The organism is Streptomyces sp. VRA16 Mangrove soil (genome assembly GCF_017377775.1).
Lineage (GTDB): Bacteria > Actinomycetota > Actinomycetes > Streptomycetales > Streptomycetaceae > Streptomyces.
In genome coordinates, this window is sequence record NZ_JAFVLN010000002.1 from 550,264 (window position 1) to 568,255 (window position 17,992).

General features: G+C 70.4%; 16 protein-coding genes. 4 read left to right on the forward strand and 12 right to left on the reverse strand.

The features are described from left to right. The first annotated feature begins 317 nt into the window (after positions 1 to 317). Both J3486_RS08170 and J3486_RS08175 read left to right on the forward strand, forming a co-directional pair. Positions 318 to 968 (forward strand): RNA polymerase sigma factor, encoded by a 651-nt coding sequence (locus J3486_RS08170; protein WP_207819471.1) that lies wholly within the window; start codon positions 318 to 320, stop codon positions 966 to 968. A gap of 77 nt (positions 969 to 1,045) precedes the next feature. Beyond that, on the forward strand, positions 1,046 to 1,870 hold the full coding sequence (locus tag J3486_RS08175; RefSeq protein WP_207819472.1) for a hypothetical protein: 825 nt from the start codon (positions 1,046 to 1,048) through the stop codon (positions 1,868 to 1,870). Between the two features lie 15 nt (positions 1,871 to 1,885). On the opposite strand, the gene J3486_RS08180 is transcribed toward J3486_RS08175, so the two are convergent. The 12 genes from J3486_RS08180 to J3486_RS08235 form a co-directional block, all read right to left on the reverse strand. Continuing rightward, positions 1,886 to 2,470 (reverse strand): sugar kinase, encoded by a 585-nt coding sequence (locus tag J3486_RS08180; RefSeq protein ID WP_207819473.1) that lies wholly within the window; start codon positions 2,468 to 2,470, stop codon positions 1,886 to 1,888. A 40-nt stretch (positions 2,471 to 2,510) separates the two neighbouring features. Further along, positions 2,511 to 3,662 (reverse strand): ROK family glucokinase, encoded by a 1,152-nt coding sequence (locus J3486_RS08185; RefSeq protein ID WP_207819474.1) that lies wholly within the window; start codon positions 3,660 to 3,662, stop codon positions 2,511 to 2,513. 255 nt (positions 3,663 to 3,917) lie between these two features. Continuing rightward, on the reverse strand, positions 3,918 to 4,760 hold the full coding sequence (locus tag J3486_RS08190; RefSeq protein ID WP_207819475.1) for an ATP-binding cassette domain-containing protein: 843 nt from the start codon (positions 4,758 to 4,760) through the stop codon (positions 3,918 to 3,920). Beyond that, positions 4,757 to 5,800 (reverse strand): ABC transporter permease, encoded by a 1,044-nt coding sequence (locus J3486_RS08195; RefSeq protein ID WP_207819476.1) that lies wholly within the window; start codon positions 5,798 to 5,800, stop codon positions 4,757 to 4,759. Before J3486_RS08195 ends, J3486_RS08190 begins: the two co-directional genes overlap by 4 nt. Next, positions 5,797 to 6,810, reverse strand: a complete 1,014-nt coding sequence (locus J3486_RS08200; RefSeq protein WP_207819477.1) for a sugar ABC transporter substrate-binding protein — start codon at positions 6,808 to 6,810, stop codon at positions 5,797 to 5,799. The genes J3486_RS08195 and J3486_RS08200 overlap by 4 nt, the downstream gene beginning before the upstream one ends. Before the next feature lie 149 nt (positions 6,811 to 6,959). Then, entirely contained in the window at positions 6,960 to 7,964 is a 1,005-nt protein-coding gene (locus J3486_RS08205) for a sugar ABC transporter substrate-binding protein (RefSeq protein WP_207819478.1), read from the reverse strand. A 132-nt stretch (positions 7,965 to 8,096) separates the two neighbouring features. Continuing rightward, entirely contained in the window at positions 8,097 to 8,861 is a 765-nt protein-coding gene (locus J3486_RS08210) for a GntR family transcriptional regulator (RefSeq protein ID WP_207819479.1), read from the reverse strand. 67 nt (positions 8,862 to 8,928) lie between these two features. Then, positions 8,929 to 9,939 carry an ABC transporter ATP-binding protein gene (locus tag J3486_RS08215; protein WP_207819480.1) on the reverse strand — a complete coding sequence of 337 codons (1,011 nt, stop codon included), beginning with the start codon at positions 9,937 to 9,939 and terminating at the stop codon, positions 8,929 to 8,931. Then, positions 9,936 to 10,982, reverse strand: coding sequence for an ABC transporter ATP-binding protein (locus J3486_RS08220; RefSeq protein WP_207819481.1), 1,047 nt, complete (start codon positions 10,980 to 10,982; stop codon positions 9,936 to 9,938). Before J3486_RS08220 ends, J3486_RS08215 begins: the two co-directional genes overlap by 4 nt. Beyond that, complete coding sequence (locus J3486_RS08225) at positions 10,979 to 11,869, reverse strand: ABC transporter permease (protein ID WP_207819482.1); 891 nt, start codon at positions 11,867 to 11,869, stop codon at positions 10,979 to 10,981. Before J3486_RS08225 ends, J3486_RS08220 begins: the two co-directional genes overlap by 4 nt. Then, positions 11,866 to 12,852 (reverse strand): ABC transporter permease, encoded by a 987-nt coding sequence (locus tag J3486_RS08230; protein WP_207819483.1) that lies wholly within the window; start codon positions 12,850 to 12,852, stop codon positions 11,866 to 11,868. The genes J3486_RS08225 and J3486_RS08230 overlap by 4 nt, the downstream gene beginning before the upstream one ends. A 12-nt stretch (positions 12,853 to 12,864) precedes the next feature. Continuing rightward, entirely contained in the window at positions 12,865 to 14,568 is a 1,704-nt protein-coding gene (locus J3486_RS08235; protein WP_207819484.1) for an ABC transporter substrate-binding protein, read from the reverse strand. Between the two features lie 282 nt (positions 14,569 to 14,850). Here J3486_RS08235 and J3486_RS08240 point away from each other — a divergent pair, with 282 nt between their 5' ends. Both J3486_RS08240 and J3486_RS08245 read left to right on the forward strand, forming a co-directional pair. Continuing rightward, positions 14,851 to 15,870 carry a LacI family DNA-binding transcriptional regulator gene (locus J3486_RS08240; protein WP_307804730.1) on the forward strand — a complete coding sequence of 340 codons (1,020 nt, stop codon included), beginning with the start codon at positions 14,851 to 14,853 and terminating at the stop codon, positions 15,868 to 15,870. A 157-nt stretch (positions 15,871 to 16,027) separates the two neighbouring features. After that, complete coding sequence (locus tag J3486_RS08245; RefSeq protein WP_207819486.1) at positions 16,028 to 17,974, forward strand: cellulase family glycosylhydrolase; 1,947 nt, start codon at positions 16,028 to 16,030, stop codon at positions 17,972 to 17,974. Positions 17,975 to 17,992: the final 18 nt, after the last annotated feature.

A 17,992-nucleotide genomic window follows, 5' to 3' on the forward strand; every position in this document is an offset into this window, starting at 1 on the left:
CGCCCTCCACCGTCACTCACCTCATGCGAGTGACCATCGGAGCGGAGGTGCGGGGCCCGACCATAATGACCTTCCCGTGACCAATTCAAAGCCCCACGTGAAAAATTTCGGTCGCACCTTCGATCTTTGCACACAACTCACGCCCGGCATCGCTCAGTTGACGCTGCGTGGCGTGAAGTGGGTGGAAGGCGGCGACAAGTGGGGCATCTGTTGCATAAGGATGATCCATGCGTCCTCGCGAGCGGGCCCGGCCGGGTCCGTCGAAACGAAAGGGAGCCGTCGGGAACCTCGGGGCGGGTGCCGGACACGTACTGGGTATGGAACTGAACGACGCCGGACCCGGCGCACCGGTCGGAGGGACCTCTGACCGCGAGCTGTGGGCGAGAGCCGTCGCCGGAGACCGGGAGGCGTTCGGCCGGATCTTCGACCGGCACGCGAAGGCCGTCTACAACTACCTCTTCCGGCGCACGGCCGACTGGGCGGAGGCCGAGGACCTCACGTCCACGGTCTTCCTGCACGCCTGGCGCCGGCGGACGGAGACCGTGCTCGACCGCGACTCGGCCCTGCCGTGGCTGCTCGGCATCGCCGACGGACTGCTGTCGAACACCCGACGACGGCTGAGACGGGCCGAGGCGCTGCTGCACCGGCTCATCTCGCACGACCGGTCGGTGGACGACCACGCGGACCGGGTCGCGGGCCAGGTCGACGACGAACGCCGGATGTCGGAGATCCACCGGGCGCTGGCCCGGCTGCCCCGGCACGAGCGCGAGGTCGTCGAGCTCTGCGTGTGGTCGGGCCTGGACCAGCAGGCAGCCGCGGTGGCGCTGAACGTGGCGGTCGGGACCGTGAAGTCCCGGCTGCACCGGGCGCGGCGCAGGCTGGGGGCCGATCTCCTGGGCGGGACCGCGACCGCGGCGCCGTTCAGTTCCTCGAGGAACACCGTCAACGCGAAGGAGGTCGCACGGTGAGTGACAGTCAGGGCATTCCGGCGGCTCCTTCCGATCGCGATCTGCCGGATCACCGGCGGACCCGAGAGGAGCTTCTGATGAAGATCGGCCGGCAGGAAGACCCCAAGACGTCGCCGCTGCGCAGGTGGGGAGTGCCGCTGGGCGTCGCCACCGGGGTGACCGCCGTGAGTGTCGTGGCCGTCGCCGTCCTCGGCGGGATGGGCGAGGCGACGTCGCACGGCACCGAGCGGGCGCTCCCCGGCGGGAACCCGTCGCCGACCGCGTCGCCGGATCCGAGCGCGTCGGCCGGTTCCACCGCGGGCGGCACGGGATCGGCGTCCGCGGACCCGGCGTCCGAGCAGAAGGCGTTCACCATCACCAGCAGTGCGACGACCACCATCGAGCCCGGCACCGTCGCCAGGATCCTCTCGTCGTGTCTGGGGGCCGACGCGTCGAAGTACGACGCGGTGATCGCGGTCCGCGCTCCCCTCGCCACGCAGAACGCGGACGGCGTGGTCGTCGCCGTCGACTCCGCGGGCCAGTACGTGCAGTGCGCGACGAAGGGGGACAAGGGCAGCAGCTCCAGCCACCCGCCCACCTTCATCAACAACCGCCTGTGGGGCACCGGCCGGATCGTGTCGTACTTCGAGACCACCATGGACAAGGCGGGCGAGGGGAAGTACCTCAACGTGGGCGCCGGGCACTACACCTCCGACGTCGCCAAGGTCACCGTGAGCTACGGCGACCAGCCGAAGGAGTACCCCGTGCTCATGAAGGGCGGCGCCTTCGCCTACACGTCGGCGCTCTCCCCCGACGGGCCCGTCGGACCGCGCTACACGGGCCCGAACCCGTACATCCACGCCTACGACGCGTCGGGCAAGGAGATCTACAACCAGGCGAAGGACCCGCAGTTCAGCAGGTAGCGGGACCGGCCGGGGTCAGGGTTCCGTGGTCGAGACGACGTAGACCATCGGGTGGTCCGGGTTCGACCGGTTCACCACGATGCTCTGGGTCGGCGCCGGGTCCTCCTGGCTGTGGGTCACGCCGTACCAGGGACCGGGGCCCGTGAAGTCCCAGCCGGCGACGTTGCGGTCGCGGCTGCCGATCGTGATGTCGTCCTTCTTCAGGTCGGCGGTGGTGTAGTTCTCGTCGACCTCCTTGAGGAAGGTCTCGAGCCCGGTGTTGCTGGTGAGGAACTGCACGTACAGGCGGCTGACCTTGTAGTTGTTCGTCTCGTAGTAGGCGACGTTGCGCGAGTAGTGCGGGATCGGGATCTCGTAGAGCCGCCGCTGCACCTTCGAGGGCCAGCCGATGGTCAGGCCCGTCGCCGAGTACTTGGCCTCCTTGTCCTTGCCGCTGTTGCGGCTCTGGTTCGCGGAGATGACCAGGTAGCCGGCGGGGATGCCGATGAGCAGGACGATGATGAGGAGGGTGAGGGCGCGGCGGCGGATCACATGGCCGCGGGGCTCCTCCGGCGGGCGCGTCTCCTCGTACGGAGACGGAGGCTGGCGGGGCACGGTCATGGGTCGCTTTCCTGTCACTGTTCTGCGTTCCGGGACCGCGCTACTGGTCCTCGGCGCCGGACACGGTGCCGCGGGCCTGGGCGTACCGCTCGTAGCGCTCGTAGCGCTCCACGCGGCGGCGCTTGGCGCGGCGGAACCGGCGGGCGACCAGGCGGGCCAGGTCCGCGGCGCCGACCATGCCGGCCTCGGGGCCGAGCTGGGCGCGCGCGATCCGGGCCTCGGGGCGGTAGCCGCGGCCGGTGAGCTGGCGCTTGAAGGCGTCGCGGGCCGGGGCGATGAGCAGGTCGTCGGCCGCGCTGACCCCGCCGCCGATCACGAAGCAGGACGGGTCGAGGGCCGCGGCCAGGTTGGCGATGCCGACGCCGAGCCACTGGCCGATGTCCTGGAGCAGCTCGACGCACATGGCGTCGCCCTCGCGGGCCAGCTCGGTGATGAGGGGGCCCGTGATGTCCGGGACGTTGCCCTTGACCCGCTCGATGATGTTGTACGCGACCGGGGAGTCGGCCGCCGCGAGCTCGCGGGCCTCCCTGACCAGGGCGTTGCCCGAGCTGTACTGCTCCCAGCAGCCGCGGTTGCCGCACGGGCAGCGGTGGCCGCCGGGGACGACCTGCATATGGCCGAACTCGCCCGCGACCCCGTACTTGCCGCGCTTGACCTGGCCGTCCTCCAGGATCGCGCCGCCGATGCCGGTGCCGAGCGTGATCATCACCAGGTGGTCCTCGCCGCGGCCCGCGCCGAAGCGCCACTCCGCCCAGGCGGCGGTGTTCGCGTCGTTGTCGACCAGGACCGGGACCGCGAGGCGGCCGGCCAGGCGGTCGCGCAGCGGCTCGTTGCGCCAGGACAGGTGCGGGGCGAACAGGACGCGGTTGCGGTCCGCGTCGACCCAGCCGGCCGCGCCGATGCCGACCGCGTGCACGTCGTGCCGGTCGGAGAGGTCGAGCACGAGCTCGCAGATCGTGTCCTCGACGACCTTCGGGCTCTTCGACTTGTCCGGGGTCTCCGTGCGCAGCGTCTCCAGGATGGTGCCGTCCGCGTCGACGACGCCCGCCATCACCTTCGTGCCGCCGATGTCGATGCCGACGGTGGGCACGCGCGGGGCCGTCAGGTGCGAGCGGCGTTCCCGGGTGCCGACCGTCCGCAGGACGGTGGCTCGGGCGCTGCCACGGTGTGCGAGGTCGCGGTAGGTGCTCATTGCGGCGATTCTGCCTCACGGCGGGGCTCCGCCGCATGCCGGGTTTGGTGTGCGGCGGGGTCGCGCCCGTTCGCCGCGAGGGCTCGGTTTCGTGCGCGTGTGCCGCTTGCCGGTGGCTGGTCGCGCAGTTCCCCGCGCCCCTGAAGCGAGCTGTGCTCGCTCAGGGGCGCGGGGAACTGCGCGACCAGCCACCACCGGACCCGCACACGCCAGGCAGGCCAAGGCCCGCGGCGCGTGGGCGCGTCCGGCGGGGGCCTACTTCTCGGCGCCGTCCACCGGATGCCCGCCCAAATGCGTGGGCACCGGCGCCCGCTCCAGCTCATGGCGGAGGTCGTCCAGTTCCGAGCCACCGGCCATCTGCCGGGTCAGCTCGTCCAGGGTGATCTCGTCACGGCTGTGGCTGCCGAACATCGCCCCGCGCTTGAGCAGGATGAACCGGTCACCGACCAGGTACGCGTGGTGCGGGTTGTGGGTGATCAACACCACGCCCAGGCCCGCGTCCCGCGCGGCGGCCACGTACTTGAGGACGACGCCGGACTGCTTCACGCCGAGCGCCGCCGTCGGCTCGTCCAGGACGAGGACCTTCGCGCCGAAGTAGACGGCACGAGCGATGGCCACGCACTGGCGCTCACCGCCGGAGAGCGTGCCGATCGGCTGATCGACGTCGCGCAGGTCGATGCCCATGCGCGCCAGTTCCTCGTACGTCGTGCGCCGCATGAACTCGACGTCCATGCGCTTGAACGGGCCCGTGCCCTTCGTCGGCTCCGAGCCGAGGAAGAAGTTGCGCCACACCGGCATCAGCGGGACGACGGCCAGGTCCTGGTAGACCGTGGCGATGCCGCGGTTGAGGGCGTCGCGCGGGTTGGCGAGCTTCGCCTCCTCGCCCTCGATCCGGAAGGAGCCGCCGTCGTGCTGGTGCAGCCCCGCGATGATCTTGATGAGGGTGGACTTGCCGGCGCCGTTGTCGCCGAGGACGCAGGAGATCTCCCCCGCGTTCACGACGAGCGAGACGTCCTCCAGGGCGCGGATGTTGCCGTAGTACTTGCTGACGCCGTCGAGTTCGACGAGGGGAGCCGTGCCCTCTGCGGGTGTCGTCATTTGCTCGCCTCCGCGCGCTTGCGGACCCAGTGGTTGAGCAGGGTCGCCAGGAGCAGCATCGCTCCGAGGAAGAACTTGAACCAGTCCGAGTTCCACTCGGCGAACACGATGCCCTTGCTGGTCATGCCGAAGATCAGCGCGCCGATGGCGGCGCCGACCGCGGAGCCGTAGCCGCCGGTGATCAGACAGCCGCCGATGACGGCCGCGACGATGTAGATCAGCTCGTTGCCGACGCCCTCGCCGGACTGCACCACGTCGTACGAGAACAGCAGGTGCTGGCCGGAGATCCAGGCGCCGAACGCGACGCCCATGTAGAGGCCGATCTTGGTCTTGTTGACCGGGACACCGACCGCGCGGGCCGCGTCCACGTCACCGCCGACCGCGAAGATCCAGTTGCCGACGCGGGTGCGGAGCAGGATCCAGGTGGCGACGAGGACCAGGGCCAGCCACCAGACGATGGTGATCTTGAAGTCGACGCCGCCGATGGTGAACGTCGAGGCGAAGACGTCCTTGCCGCTGGAGAAGCCCTCCATGTCGGCGATGGACTTCGTGGAGACCGTGCCGCTGATCATCTTCGTGAAGCCCAGGTTCATGCCCGTGAGCATCAGGAAGGTGCCCAGCGTGATGATGAAGCTGGGCAGTCTGGTGCGGGTCAGCATGATGCCGTTGAAGGCGCCGATGGCCAGGGTGACCAGCAGCGAGACCCCCACGCCGACCCAGGTGTTCGCCGTCATCTGGTAGCTGAACATCGACGAGACGAGCGCCGACGACGTCACGAGGACACCCGCCGACAGGTCGAACTCGCCGCCGATCATGAGCAGCGCCACCGGCACCGCCATGATGCCGAGCGTCGAGGCCGCGTACAGCACGGTCGCGAGGCTCGTCGCCCGCAGGAAGCTGTCCGCGGCGACGGAGAAGAAGATGAAGACGGCGACGGCGCCGACGATCGAGCCCAGCTCGGGCCGGCCAAGGAGTTTCTTCCAGGGCGAGGTCTTCAGCAGTCGTTCGTCGATCTTGGCCTGTGGTGCCGTGGCTGTCATCGCGTCCCCCTCTTCGCGTACTCCTCCAGCTTCGCGGCCTGGTCCTTGGTCACGATCTGCGGGCCGGTGAGGACCGGCTTCCCGCCGCCGAGCGTGTTGGCGTTGTACTTGTACAGCCACAGCAGGTCCACGGCCTCGTACCCCTGGAGGTAGGGCTGCTGGTCGACGGCGAAGCCGAGGCTGTCGTCCTGGAGGCCCTGGGCGACCTTCTCGTTCAGGTCGAAGGTGTCGATCTCGGCCTTGCTGCCCGCGTCCTGCTTGGCCTTCACGGCGGTGGCCGCGAACGGCGCGCCCAGCGTGACGACGGAGTCGATGGACGGATCGGCCTGGAGCTTGGCCTCGATGGAGGACTGCACGTCGGGCATGTTGGTGCCGTCGACGTAGAGGTTCGTCATCGTGCCGTCGAAGGTGGACTTGGCGCCGGCGCAGCGCTGCTCGTGGCCGACGTTGCCCTGCTCGTGCAGGACGCACAGGGCCTTCTTCTTGCCGCGCTTGTTCAGCTCGTCACCGACGGCCTCGCCCGCGATCGTCTCGTCCTGGCCGATGTGCGTGAGCGCACCGAACTTCTTGGACTCCGCGGAGCCCGAGTTCACCGTGATGACGGGAATGCCCGCCTTCTCGGCTCGGGCCACGGCGGCCTTCATCGCGTCGGGCTTGGCGAGCGTGACGATGATGCCGTCGACCTTCTTGTCGATGGCGGCGTCCACGAGCTGCGCCTGCTGGTTGGCCTCGTCGCTGTGCGAGTAGAGGAAGTTGATGTTGTCCTTGACGGCCGCCTGCTTGGCCCCGTTCTGGACGATGTCCCAGAAGGTGTCGCCATCGCCCGAATGGGTGATCATCGAGAAGGTCCAGTTGGGCGTGTCCACGGCGGCCTTGCCCTGGGCCTGCTGGGCCTTCCTTGCGTCTTCCGCCCGCTTGCCGCCCGTGCTGCTGCATCCGGCCAGTCCAGTCACTGCGAGGCCGAGGGCCCCCGCAACCGCGATGCTCACCCAGGTCCGAAACCGTGCCACGAGGCCGTGCCCTTCTTGGTCTGCTGCGTCGTACACCGGGATCGGCCACGCCCGAGGGCGGCCGGTCCCGGTGGATCGTTTTCCGATCCTTGGGAACCTCTTTGCGGTCCCAAACGCACAAGTATGGGTCACGGGGATCATGCATCCATTCACCGGGTACCGCGCGCGGTGTACTTCTCCAGCTGCGGCACGTCCTTCTCGGTGACGAGAGCGGGCCCGGTGAAGACGGGCTTGCCGCCGCCGAGGACGTCGGCGTTGTACTTGTACAGCCACAGCAGGTCCACGGCCTCGTACCCCTGGAGATAGGGCTGCTGGTCGACGGCGAAGGAGACCTCCTTGGCCTTGAGGCGCTTGACGACCTCCGCGTTCAGGTCGAAGGTGGCGATCTCCGCCTTGCTGCCCGCGTCCTGCTTGGCCTTGACCGTGAGGGCCGCGATCGGGGCGCCGAGCGCGACGACCGCGTCGATGGACTGGTCGGCCTGGAGCTTGGCCTCGACGGCCGCCTGCGCGTCGGGCGCGTTGGTGCCGTCGACGTTGAGGTTCTCGACCGTGCCCTTGAAGGTCTTCTTGACGCCGGCGCAGCGCTGCTCAAGAGACACGTTGCCCTGCTCGTGGATGACACAGAGCGCCTTCTTGCGGCCCTCCTCGGTCAGCTTGGTGCCGACGGCCTCGCCGGCCACCCCCTCCTCCTGGCCGATGTGACCGATGGCGCCGAACTTCGCGGAGAACTCGGAGCCCGAGTTGATCGAGATGACGGGGATGCCCGCCGCCTTCGCCTTCGCCAGCACCGGCTCCATGGCCTGCGGCTTCGCGAGTGTGACGATGATCCCGTCGACCTTCTTGTCGATCGCGGCCTGGACCAGCTCGGCCTGGCCCTGGGCCTGCTTGTCGTTGGAGTAGAGGAAGGTGACGTTGTCCTTCTTCGCGGCGGCCTTGGCGCCGCTGCGGACGATGTCCCAGAAGGTGTCGCCCTCGCCGGAGTGCGTGACCATCGCGATCTTCAGGCGCGGCGTGGACACGGCCTGGCCGCCCCCGCCGCCGGCCCCGCTCTCGGAGTTCTCGGACTTCTTGCCACCGGACCCGCTGCATCCCGCAGCGAGTGCGACCACCGCGACGAGGGCCGCGGCCGTACGGGCTGTACGCGTCGTGAGCATGGTGGAGCCACCTCTCCTCCGGCCGCCCGGTGCGGCTGGAGGTGTTTGTAGCGGGCTCCCACATCAGCGTCAATGAATTTGTCAGAACATTCGGACCACGTACGCGTCACACCCCTGCCGCGTCCCCATTCCTCAGGAACGTACGAGGAGTTGGAACTCGAAGGAGTAGCGCGAGGCCCGGTAGGTGTGCGAGCCGAACTCGACCGTGCGGCCCTTGTCGTCGAAGGTCGTGCGCTGCATGGTCAGCAGCGGCGCGCCCTCCGGCTCACCGAACCGCTCGCCCTCGACGGCGGTGGCGGCGCGGGCGCCGATGGACTGCCGGGCGCTGTGCAGGGTGATCCCCGCGGACCGCATCAGCCGGTACAGGCCGGTGGCCTCCATGCGGGCGTCGTCGAGCGCGAGCAGGCCGACGGGGATGTGGTTGCGAAGGTGTGCGACCGGCTCGCCGTGGGCCAGGCGCAGCCGCTCGATGCGGTGCACCTGCTCGCCCTCGCCGATCGCGAGCGCGGCCGCCACCTCGGCGGAGGCGGGTACCAGCGCGTTGCCCAGGACCCGGGTCTCGGGGCGCTGGCCGGCCGCCTCCAGGTCGTCGTAGAGGCTGGACAGCTCCAGGGGGCGCTTGACCTGGCTGTGCACCACCTGGGTGCCCACGCCGCGGCGCCGCACGAGCAGCCCCTTGTCGACCAGGGACTGGATGGCCTGGCGGACCGTGGGCCGGGACAGGCCGAGCCGCCCGGCCAGCTCGATCTCGTTGCCGAGCAGGCTGCCAGGGGTGAGCACGCCCCGCTCGATCGCCGCCTCCAGCTGCTGGGCCAGCTGGAAGTACAGCGGGACCGGACTGCTGCGGTCGACGCCGAGCTCCAGCTGGACGGTGGGGTCGGCTACGGGTTTGGCCACGGGCCGAGCGTAGCGGCGGCAGATGTTGACGGGAAGTCCGGAAGTCAGATTGTCCGGACAAAGACGATCAGCCGGGCTCCGCGCGCGCCGGGCCCGCGGTGACCGGTTCCTCGTACAGCCAGCAGCGCGCCTCGTGGCCGGGGCTCTGCAGAGCGACGGCGGGCGGGTCCTGGGCGCACCGCTCGGTGGCGAACGGGCAGCGGGCCCGGAACCGGCAGCCGCCGTGCGCCGTGGTCTCGCGCAGTTCGGCGGTACGGGCGTCACGCGCGGCGAGCCGGGCGGCGCGGGCCTCCCGGGCGCGCTCGCGCGAGCCGGTCGCGCCCGGGGCGGCGGAGGCGAGCAGCTGGGTGTACGGGTGGCGGGGCCGCAGGATCACCTCGTCGCTGGGGCCGCGCTCCACGATCTGACCTCGGTACATGACCATCACGTCGGCGGCGAAGTGGCGTGCGGTGGCCAGATCGTGGGTGACGTAGAGCAGGGCGAGCCGGCGCTCCTCCTTCAGCCGGTCGAGCAGCCCGAGGATCTCCAGGCGGATGGAGACGTCGAGCATGGAGACGGGTTCGTCGGCGAGGAGGACCTCGGGTTCCGGGGCCAGCGCCCGTGCGATGGCGACGCGCTGGCGCTGCCCGCCGGAGAGTTCGTGGGGGCGTTTGCGGGCGATGTCGGCGGCCGGGGTGAGGTTGACGGAGGTGAGCAGTTCCTCGACGCGGGCGTCGACGTCCGCGCGGGTCGCGCGCCCGCTGACCAGGAGGGGGCGGCGCAGATGGTGGCCGACGGTGTGGGCGGGGTTGAGGGAGGCGAAGGGGTCCTGGAACACCATCTGTACGGAGCGCCGGTACGCGGCGTCGCGCACCCGCGCCTCCCCGTCGAGCCGCACCTCGCCCGCGCTGGGCGCCACGAGCCGCGACAGGGCGCGCACCACGGTCGACTTGCCGCTGCCGCTCTCGCCGACGAGGGCCAGGGTGTGCCCGGCGTGCAGAGCGAAGGAGACGGCGTCGACGGCGCGCAGGGGCGGTGCGCCGCGGCGCTTGAAGTCGACGGTGAGCCGGTCGGCTTCGAGGGTGGGGCCGGCTTTCATGCTCCGCTCCTTCCGGTCGTTCCCTCGGGGGCGCGCCCGGCCGCACGGGACGGCGGCTCGGCGACGCGGGCGCCACCGGGCAGATGGCAGGCCGCCGAGGACGGCCCGCGCGCGACCAGCCGGGGCCGCACCCCGCAGGGCTCGAAAACGGACTCGCACCGGTCGGCGAACGCACACCCCGGCTCCGCCACCCGCAGGTCCGGCGGCTGCCCGGGAATCCCGCGCAGCTCCCGCCGCTCCCCCGTCAGCGCCGGGAACGACCTCAGCAGGCCCCGGGTATAGGGGTGCACGGCCCCGCCGGAGGCGATGGTCTCGGTGTCCGCGTACTCGACGACGCGGCCCGCGTACATCACGGCGAGCCGGTCGCTGATCTCCAGGAGGAGGTTCAGGTCGTGGGTGATGAAGACGACGGCGAAGCCGAGCCGCTCCCTCAGCTGCTCGACCTCGTCGAGGATCTCGCGCTGCACGACGACGTCGAGGGCGGTGGTCGGCTCGTCCATGATGACGACGTCGGGGTCGAGCGCGAGGGCCATGGCGATGGCGACGCGCTGGCGCATGCCGCCGGAGAGTTCGTGCGGGTGCGAGCGCAGGCGCCCCGCGTCGATGCCGACGAGCTGCAGCAACTCCCCTGCCCGGGAACGGCGTTCGGCGCCCGACAGCTGCGGACGGTGCGCGCGGAAGATGTCGTCGAACTGACGGCCCACCGTCGTCACGGGGTTGAGCGCGTTCATGGCGCTCTGGAACACCATGGCGAGCCGCGTCCAGCGCACCCCGCGCAGGGCCTCGGCGTCCAGCGCGTACAGGTCGGCGCCGTCGAGTCGTACCGTGCCGCCCGCGAGCCGCCCCGGCGGCTGGAGCAGCCGGGCCAGGGCGTACGCGAGGGTGGACTTGCCGCACCCCGACTCCCCCGCGATGCCGAGGAGTTCACCGCGGCGCAGCTCCAGGCAGACGTCGCGCACGGCGTGCGTGGGGCGGCCGTCGCCGGAGTCGTAGACGACGTCCACGTGCTCGGCCGCGAGGATCACATCCGTCGTCGCCTTCATGGTTTCCTCCGCGCGCGCAGCCGGGGGTCGAGGATCTCGTCGAGGCCGAAGCTGATCAGGGAGAGCGCGGCGCCGAGCACGGCGATGGCGAGGCCGGGCGGGATGAACCACCACCAGGAGCCACCGGCCAGCGCCTCGGCGTTCTGCGCGAAGTAGAGCATCGTGCCCCAGGTGAGGTTGGACGGGTCGTCGAGGCCGAGGAAGGCGAGCGCGGCCTGGGTGAGCACCGCGAAGATCACGGCGAAGATGAACTGCGAGACCACGATGGCGAGTTCGTTGGGGAGGATCTCCACCAGGACGATGCGGCGCCGGCTCTCCCCGTACAGGCGGGCCGCGAGGACGTAGTCGCGGGTGCGCAGGGACAGGGTCTGGGCGCGCAGCACGCGGGCGGAAGCCGCCCAGGTGGTCAGCGCGATGACGAGGATCGTCGATCCGGTGCCCGCGCCGACGTAGGCCGCGACGACGATGACGAGCGGCAGCCCGGGGATGACCAGGAAGATGTTGCTCAGCAACGAGAGCGCCTCGTCGGTGAGGCCGCCGAGGAAGCCGCCGCCGATGCCGATGACCACGGACACGGCGGTGGCGATCAGCGCGGCCGCGGCGCCGATCAGCAGCGTGCCGCGCGCGGCCACCACGAACTGGGTGAACACGTCCTGCCCGGTCTGGGTGGTGCCCAGCCAGTGGGCGCCGGACGGTGCCTGGCCCAGGTCCTGGCCGACCGCTTCGGGGTCGCCGAGGAAGAGCGGGCCGAGGAGCGCCGTCAGGACGAGGAGGGCGAGGATGCCGAGGCCGAGGCGCAGCCGCCGCGAGCGCAGCGCGCTCTTCAGCCGCCCGGCGGCGGGAGCCGCGGCGACCGGGGCCGCGAGGGCGGTGGTCGGCGCGGTCATGACGTGGCCTGCCGGGTGCGCGGGTCGATGAACGAGTAGACGAGGTCGACGAGGAAGTTCGCCGCGAGGACCGCGAAGGTGATCATGAGGAAGATGGCCTGCATCAGGGGGTAGTCGTTGTTGGTGACGGCCTGCAGCAGCGTGTAGCCCATGCCGGGGTACGAGAAGACCATCTCCATGACGAGCGAGCCGGAGACGATGAACCCGAGGGTGATGGCGAACCCGGCGACCGACGGCAGCACCGCGTTGCGCGCCGCGTAGCGGACCATCACGGTGCGCGGCCGCAGCCCCTTGGCCTCGGCGGCGACGACGTAGTCCTCGGCGAGCGTCGACACCATCATGTTGCGCATCCCGAGCATCCAGCCGCCGGCCGACGCGAGGACGATGGTGGCGGCGGGCAGCACCCCGTGCTGGATCGCGGAGCCGATGAAGTCGGCGTTGAAGCCGATGGTGTACGTCTCGTCGTAGCCGCCGCTGGTGGGGGCCATCGCCCAGACCTGGGTGAAGAGGTAGAGCATGATCAGGGCGGCCCAGAAGTACGGGATCGCGGCGAGGAAGGTCGCCGAGGGGACGAGCGCGTCGAGGCGTCCGCCGCGCCGCCAGCCGGCGAGGGTGCCGAGGGTGATCCCGACGGCGACGCTGATCAGGGTCGCGAGTCCGACCAGGACGATGGTCCACGGCACGGCCTGTTCGACGACGTCGCTGACCTTGGTGGGGTAGTACGTGGTGGACAGGCCGAAGTCGAGGCGGAACAGCGAGGAGAGGTAGTCGCCGTACTGCTGGACGATGTTGCCGTGGCCGAGGCCCAGCATCGCGGCGATGGCCTTCTCCTGCCCTTCGGTGACCGGTCCCGACGACGCCATCCGGGCCATCATCAGCTGCACCGGGTCGCCGGGGATCAGGCGGGGCAGGACGAAGTTGAGGGTGACGGCGATCCACGCGGCGATCGCGTAGAAGCCGAGTTTGCGCAACAGGTAACGCACGGCGTACGCCCCCTACTTGGACGACTTCGCGGGCTTGATGCGGGCCGCGACCCAGCCGCTGTCCGGGTCGAGCCAGATGGCGGCGCCCGCGTACAGGTTCTCCTCGGTGGGGTAGCCGGTGACGTGGTTGCCGTTGAACTCGATCTCGTTCTGCTGCTCGAAGAGCGGGATCAGCGGCATCTCACGGACGAACTCCTGCTGGATCGTGTAGTAGTGCGGCTTCTGCTCGGCGGGATCGGTGGTGTCGGCGATGGCGGAGAGGGCCTTGTCGATGGTGGTGTTCCGGTAGCGGCCGTAGTTGCCGACGTTCGTCGTCTCGCCGATGGCGGGTGCGACGGCGCTGTTGAGGAGCTGGTCGTAGTAGGCGCGCGGGTCGGGCGTGTAGCCGTAGTTGCTCAGCAGCAGTTCGAAGCGTCCGGTGGACTGCGCGTTGGTGAACTGGGCGACCGAGACGCCCTTCACCGTCAGCTCGATGCCGTACTTCTTCAACTGCTGCTTGGCCATCTGTCCGACGCTGACGTAGTCGGTCCAGCCGGAGACCAGGGTGAGGGTCAGGCTGAGCTTCCTGCCGTCCTTGGCCCAACCGCCGCCGCTCTTGGCGTATCCGGCGGCCTTGAGGTACTTGGCGACGGCCGCCTCGCCCGTCTCGAACTCCGTGTCCTTCAGGGACGGGTCGAGGACGCTCTGGAAGTTGGGCAGCAGCAGCGCCATCGGGTTGGTCGCGGGCGCGTAGCCGCCGTAGACGGACTTGCTCATGAAGTCGCGGTCGAGGGCGGCGCTGATCGCCTTGCGCACGTTGACGTCGGCGGTGACGCCCCTGGCGGCGCACGGCACGAAGAACGCCACGGACATCGGGGTGTTGACGAGGTCGAACCTGGGGTCCTTGTCGAGGTAGTTCTTCTTGATGTCGGGGATGAAGCCGCCCGCCCAGTCGATCTTCCCCTTGGCGACGGAGGCGAGGAAGGCGTTGTTGCCGCTGAAGGAGACGTAGCGGATGGTCCTGAAGTGCGGCAGGCCCGCGAAGTAGTAGTCGTCGCGGGCGGTCAGCTCCATCGTCGTGCCCTTGACGAACTTGACCTTCCAGGCGCCGGTGGCCACCGGGTTCGCGTTGATGTCGGTCTTCTTCTTCGCGTCCGGGATCTTCGACCAGATGTGCTTGGGCAGCATCTTGGACTTGCCGAGGAGGAAGTACTCCTTGGTGTACGCGGACTCGGTGAAGGTCAGCACGAGCGTGTGGTCGTCCTGCGCCGTGATCGTGTCGAGCGGGTACGCGTACTGGTTCAACTCCTTGTTGTCCTTGGCTATTTGGAACGTGTACGCGGCGTCCTCGGCGGTGAACGGCTTGCCGTCGCTCCACTTCACGCCCTTGCGCAGGGTCACCGTGAGCCGCTTGCCGTCGTCGCCCCACCGGTAGTCGGTGCCGAGCCAGTCGTGCACCACGCCCGCCTTCGCGGCGTTGAAGTGGAACAGCGGCTCGTACAGCAGCCCGTGCGTGGGGTGCAGCGGCTGCGGGGCGAACGGGTTGAAGTTGCGCACCAGTTGACCCTGCGTGGCGTTCACGACGAGCGTGCCGCTCGACCCGCCGGAGCCGCTGTCGGCCCCGCCGCACGCGGCGGCGAGCGGGGCCGCGAGGACGATGCCGGCGGCGGAGGCGAGGACGGTGCGGCGGGAGGGTCCCGCGGGCTCGGGCGGTGGCGGCGGCGTGGAAGATGACATCACGGGTCCCTTGCTCCGGCTGTAACGACACTGGTGCGACAGGTCTGGCTCAGGTCTGACTCAGGTCTGGCTCGGGTCTCGCTCAGGAGGGCCGGTACGGTGGTCCGCACACCGTCGGCGCCGTGAAAGTAAACGCGTGCGAAAGTGACTGTCAATGCGCTTGCATGATTCTCCCGGCGCTTTTCGCGAACACTCAACTGAACCGGATTAGCCGGGAATTCATCGAATATCGTCGAACGAGCAGGCCATCAGGCCGTCATGCCTCCGGGAAGGGAACCACCTGTGAAGCGACCCACCATGGCGGACATCGCGCGCCGCGCCGGGGTGACGAAGGCCGCCGTGTCCTTCGCGCTCAACGACCGGCCGGGCGTCTCGGCGCCGACGCGCCGCCGCATCCTCGCGATAGCGGAGGAGCTGGGCTGGCAGCCCAACAGTGCGGCGCGGGCCCTGTCGGACGGCAGGGCGGGGGCGTTCGGGCTCGTGATCGACCGGCCCGCGCGCACGCTCGGCCTGGAGCCGTTCTTCATGCAGCTGGTCTCCGGCATCCAGGCCGAACTCATCGAGGACGCCACGCCGTTGGTGTTCACGATGGCCGAGGACCAGGCCGCCGAGATCGCCCTGTACCGGGCCTGGTGGGCGCAGCGCCGGGTCGACGGGGTGTTCCTGGTGGACCTGAAGGCGGACGACGCCCGGGTCGCCGTCCTGGAGGAGCTCGGGATGCCGGGGGTGGTGATCGGGGCGCCGGTCGGCACCGGGCGGCTGCCCGCGGTGTGGAGCGACGACGGGGTGGCCGTGCGCACCGTCGTCGGCCGGCTCGCGGAGCTCGGACACCGCAGGATCGCCCGGGTCAGCGGCCCGTCCGTGCTGCGTCACACCATCATCCGCACCGACGCGTTCGCGACCTGTGTACGGGAGTTGGGGCTGGAGGGGCGGATCGTGGAGGCCGACTACAGCGGCGAGCGCGGCGCGGCGGCGACCCGGGAGCTGCTGTCCGACGAGCGGCACCGGCCGACCGCGATCCTCTACGACAACGACGTGATGGCGGTGTCGGGCCTGACCACGGCGCAGGCGCTCGGGCTGCGGGTGCCGGCCGACCTGTCGGTGGTGGCCTGGGACGACTCGGCGCTGTGCGAGCTGGTGCATCCGTCGCTGACCGCGCTGAGCCGGGACATCGCCGCGTACGGCGCGCATGCGGCGCGCCGGCTGCGGGAGGCCGCGGGCGGGCAGCAGGTCGGCGACCTCCAGGACGTGGCACCGCGGCTGACGATGCGCGGGAGCGTGGCGGCGCCCCCGGTTCCGTAAACCGGTTAATCGATCTCGGCCTTTCGGTGCGGGCGGTATTGACGCTAAACCGGTGCAGCGCTTCACTCGACGGATACGACGCGGCACGCCCGTCCGCAACGGACCGCGCTCTTCGCCCCATGCCTCCATGTCGCCCATTTCCAGGGAGAGTTCGAAGATGCCGCGTTCCGCTGCCCGGATGTCCCGCGACGGCCGCCCGGTCACCTGGCTCGGGGCCAACTTCTGGTCCCGCACCGGTGGCCCGCTGATGTGGCGCTCGTACGATCCGGGGATCGTCGCCGGCGAACTGCGGGTGCTGCGCGACCACGGCCTGAACATGACCCGGTCGTTCTTCTACTGGCCCGACTTCATGCCCGAACCCGACCGGGTGGACGAGGAGTTGTGCGCCCGGTTCGCCGACTTCCTCGACCGGCACCACGCGCTCGGCATGACCACCGTGCCCACCTTCATCGTCGGCCACATGTCCGGGGAGAACTGGGACCCGGCGTGGCGCGGCGACCGCGATCTGTACGGCGACGTGTGGCTGGTGGCGCGGCAGGCGTGGTTCGTGCGCGAGATGACGCGCCGCTTCAAGGACCATCCGGCGGTGGCCGGGTGGCTGATCTCCAACGAGATGCCGATCTACGGCGCCGCGGACGCCTCCCGTGACGTGGTGGGGTCCTGGGCGCAGTTGGTGGTGGACGCGGTGCGGGCCGGCGGGGGCACCCAGCCGGTGTCGCTCGGCGACGGCGCGTGGGGCATCGAGAACTCGGGGCACGACAACGGCTTCTCGGTGCGGGACGCGGCGCGGCTGTGCGACTGGCTCGGACCGCACGTGTACCGCATGGAGGACGACGTGGTCCGCCAGCATCACGCGGCGGCCTGGGTGTGCGAGCTGACGTCGACGTTCGACCGGCCGGTGATCCTGGAGGAGTTCGGGCTGACGTCGGCGTTCGCGTCGGACGAGAACGCGGCGGTGTACTACCGCCAGGCCCTGCACAACAGCCTGCTCGCGGGCGCCACCGGCTGGATCGCCTGGAACAACACGGACTACGACAATCCGGTGGTGCGCGAGCAGCCGCCGTACCGGCACCACGCCTTCGAGCTGTACTTCGGCCTGACCGATTCCGAGGGCCACCCCAAGGCGCAGTTGCGCGAACTCCGGGACTTCGCACGGGTGTTGGAGGAGGTGGAGTGGGAGCGGTGCACGCGCGCGGCGACGGACACGGCGCTGGTCGTGTCGTCGTATCTCGACACGCCGTATCCGTTCACGCGGGCCGAGGACCGCGCGTACGTGCAGGAGACCGGGCGCCAGGCGTGGATCGCGGCGCGGCTCGCGGACGCCCCGGCGACGGTCGTGCGTGAGAGCGACGGGGAGTGGGAGGACGGCTTCCGGCTGTATCTGGCGCCGTCCGTCAAGCAGCTGCTGGCTCCGACCTGGTACCGGCTGGAGGAGCTGGCGCGGGGCGGGGCGACGGTGTACGTGTCGTACTCGCCGGGCGCGCACGCGGAGCAGCGCGGTCCGTGGTACGCGCGGATGGACCAACTCTTCGGCGTGCGGAACCAGTTGGCGTACGGTCTGGTGAACCCGATCGAGGACGACGAGGTCGAGTTCGTCTTCGAGCGGGACTTCGGGAGTCTGGGCGCGGGAGCACGGCTTTCGCTGCGGGCGGCGGGGACGGTGAACAGTCGGTGCTTCCTGCCCGTAGAAGTGGTGGAGGGCGAGGCCGACGTGGTCGCCGTCGACGGGCACGGCCGGCCCGCCCTCGTGGAGCGGGCGGTCGGATCCGGGCGGCTCGTGCTGTGCACGTACCCCGTCGAGCACATGGCGGCCGTGACACCGCGCGTGAACCCGGAGGCGACCAGCGCGCTCTACGACGCACTGGCCGCGCGGGCCGGGGTGCGCCGGCCGGTGACGGTCGCGGACCCCCGGGTCGCGGTGGATCTCGTCGAGCACGCGGACGGGCACCGGTGGGTGTGGCTGGTCGGGCAGTGCGCGACCGAGCTGCCGGTGAAGCCGGTGGTCGCGGACGGGTGGCGGCTGACGACGCGGGACGGCGAGCCCGTACAGGCCGTGACCCTGCCGCCGTACGGGGTGGTGGTGCTGCGCCTCGACGCGGAGTGACGGTCCGGGCCGCCCGCA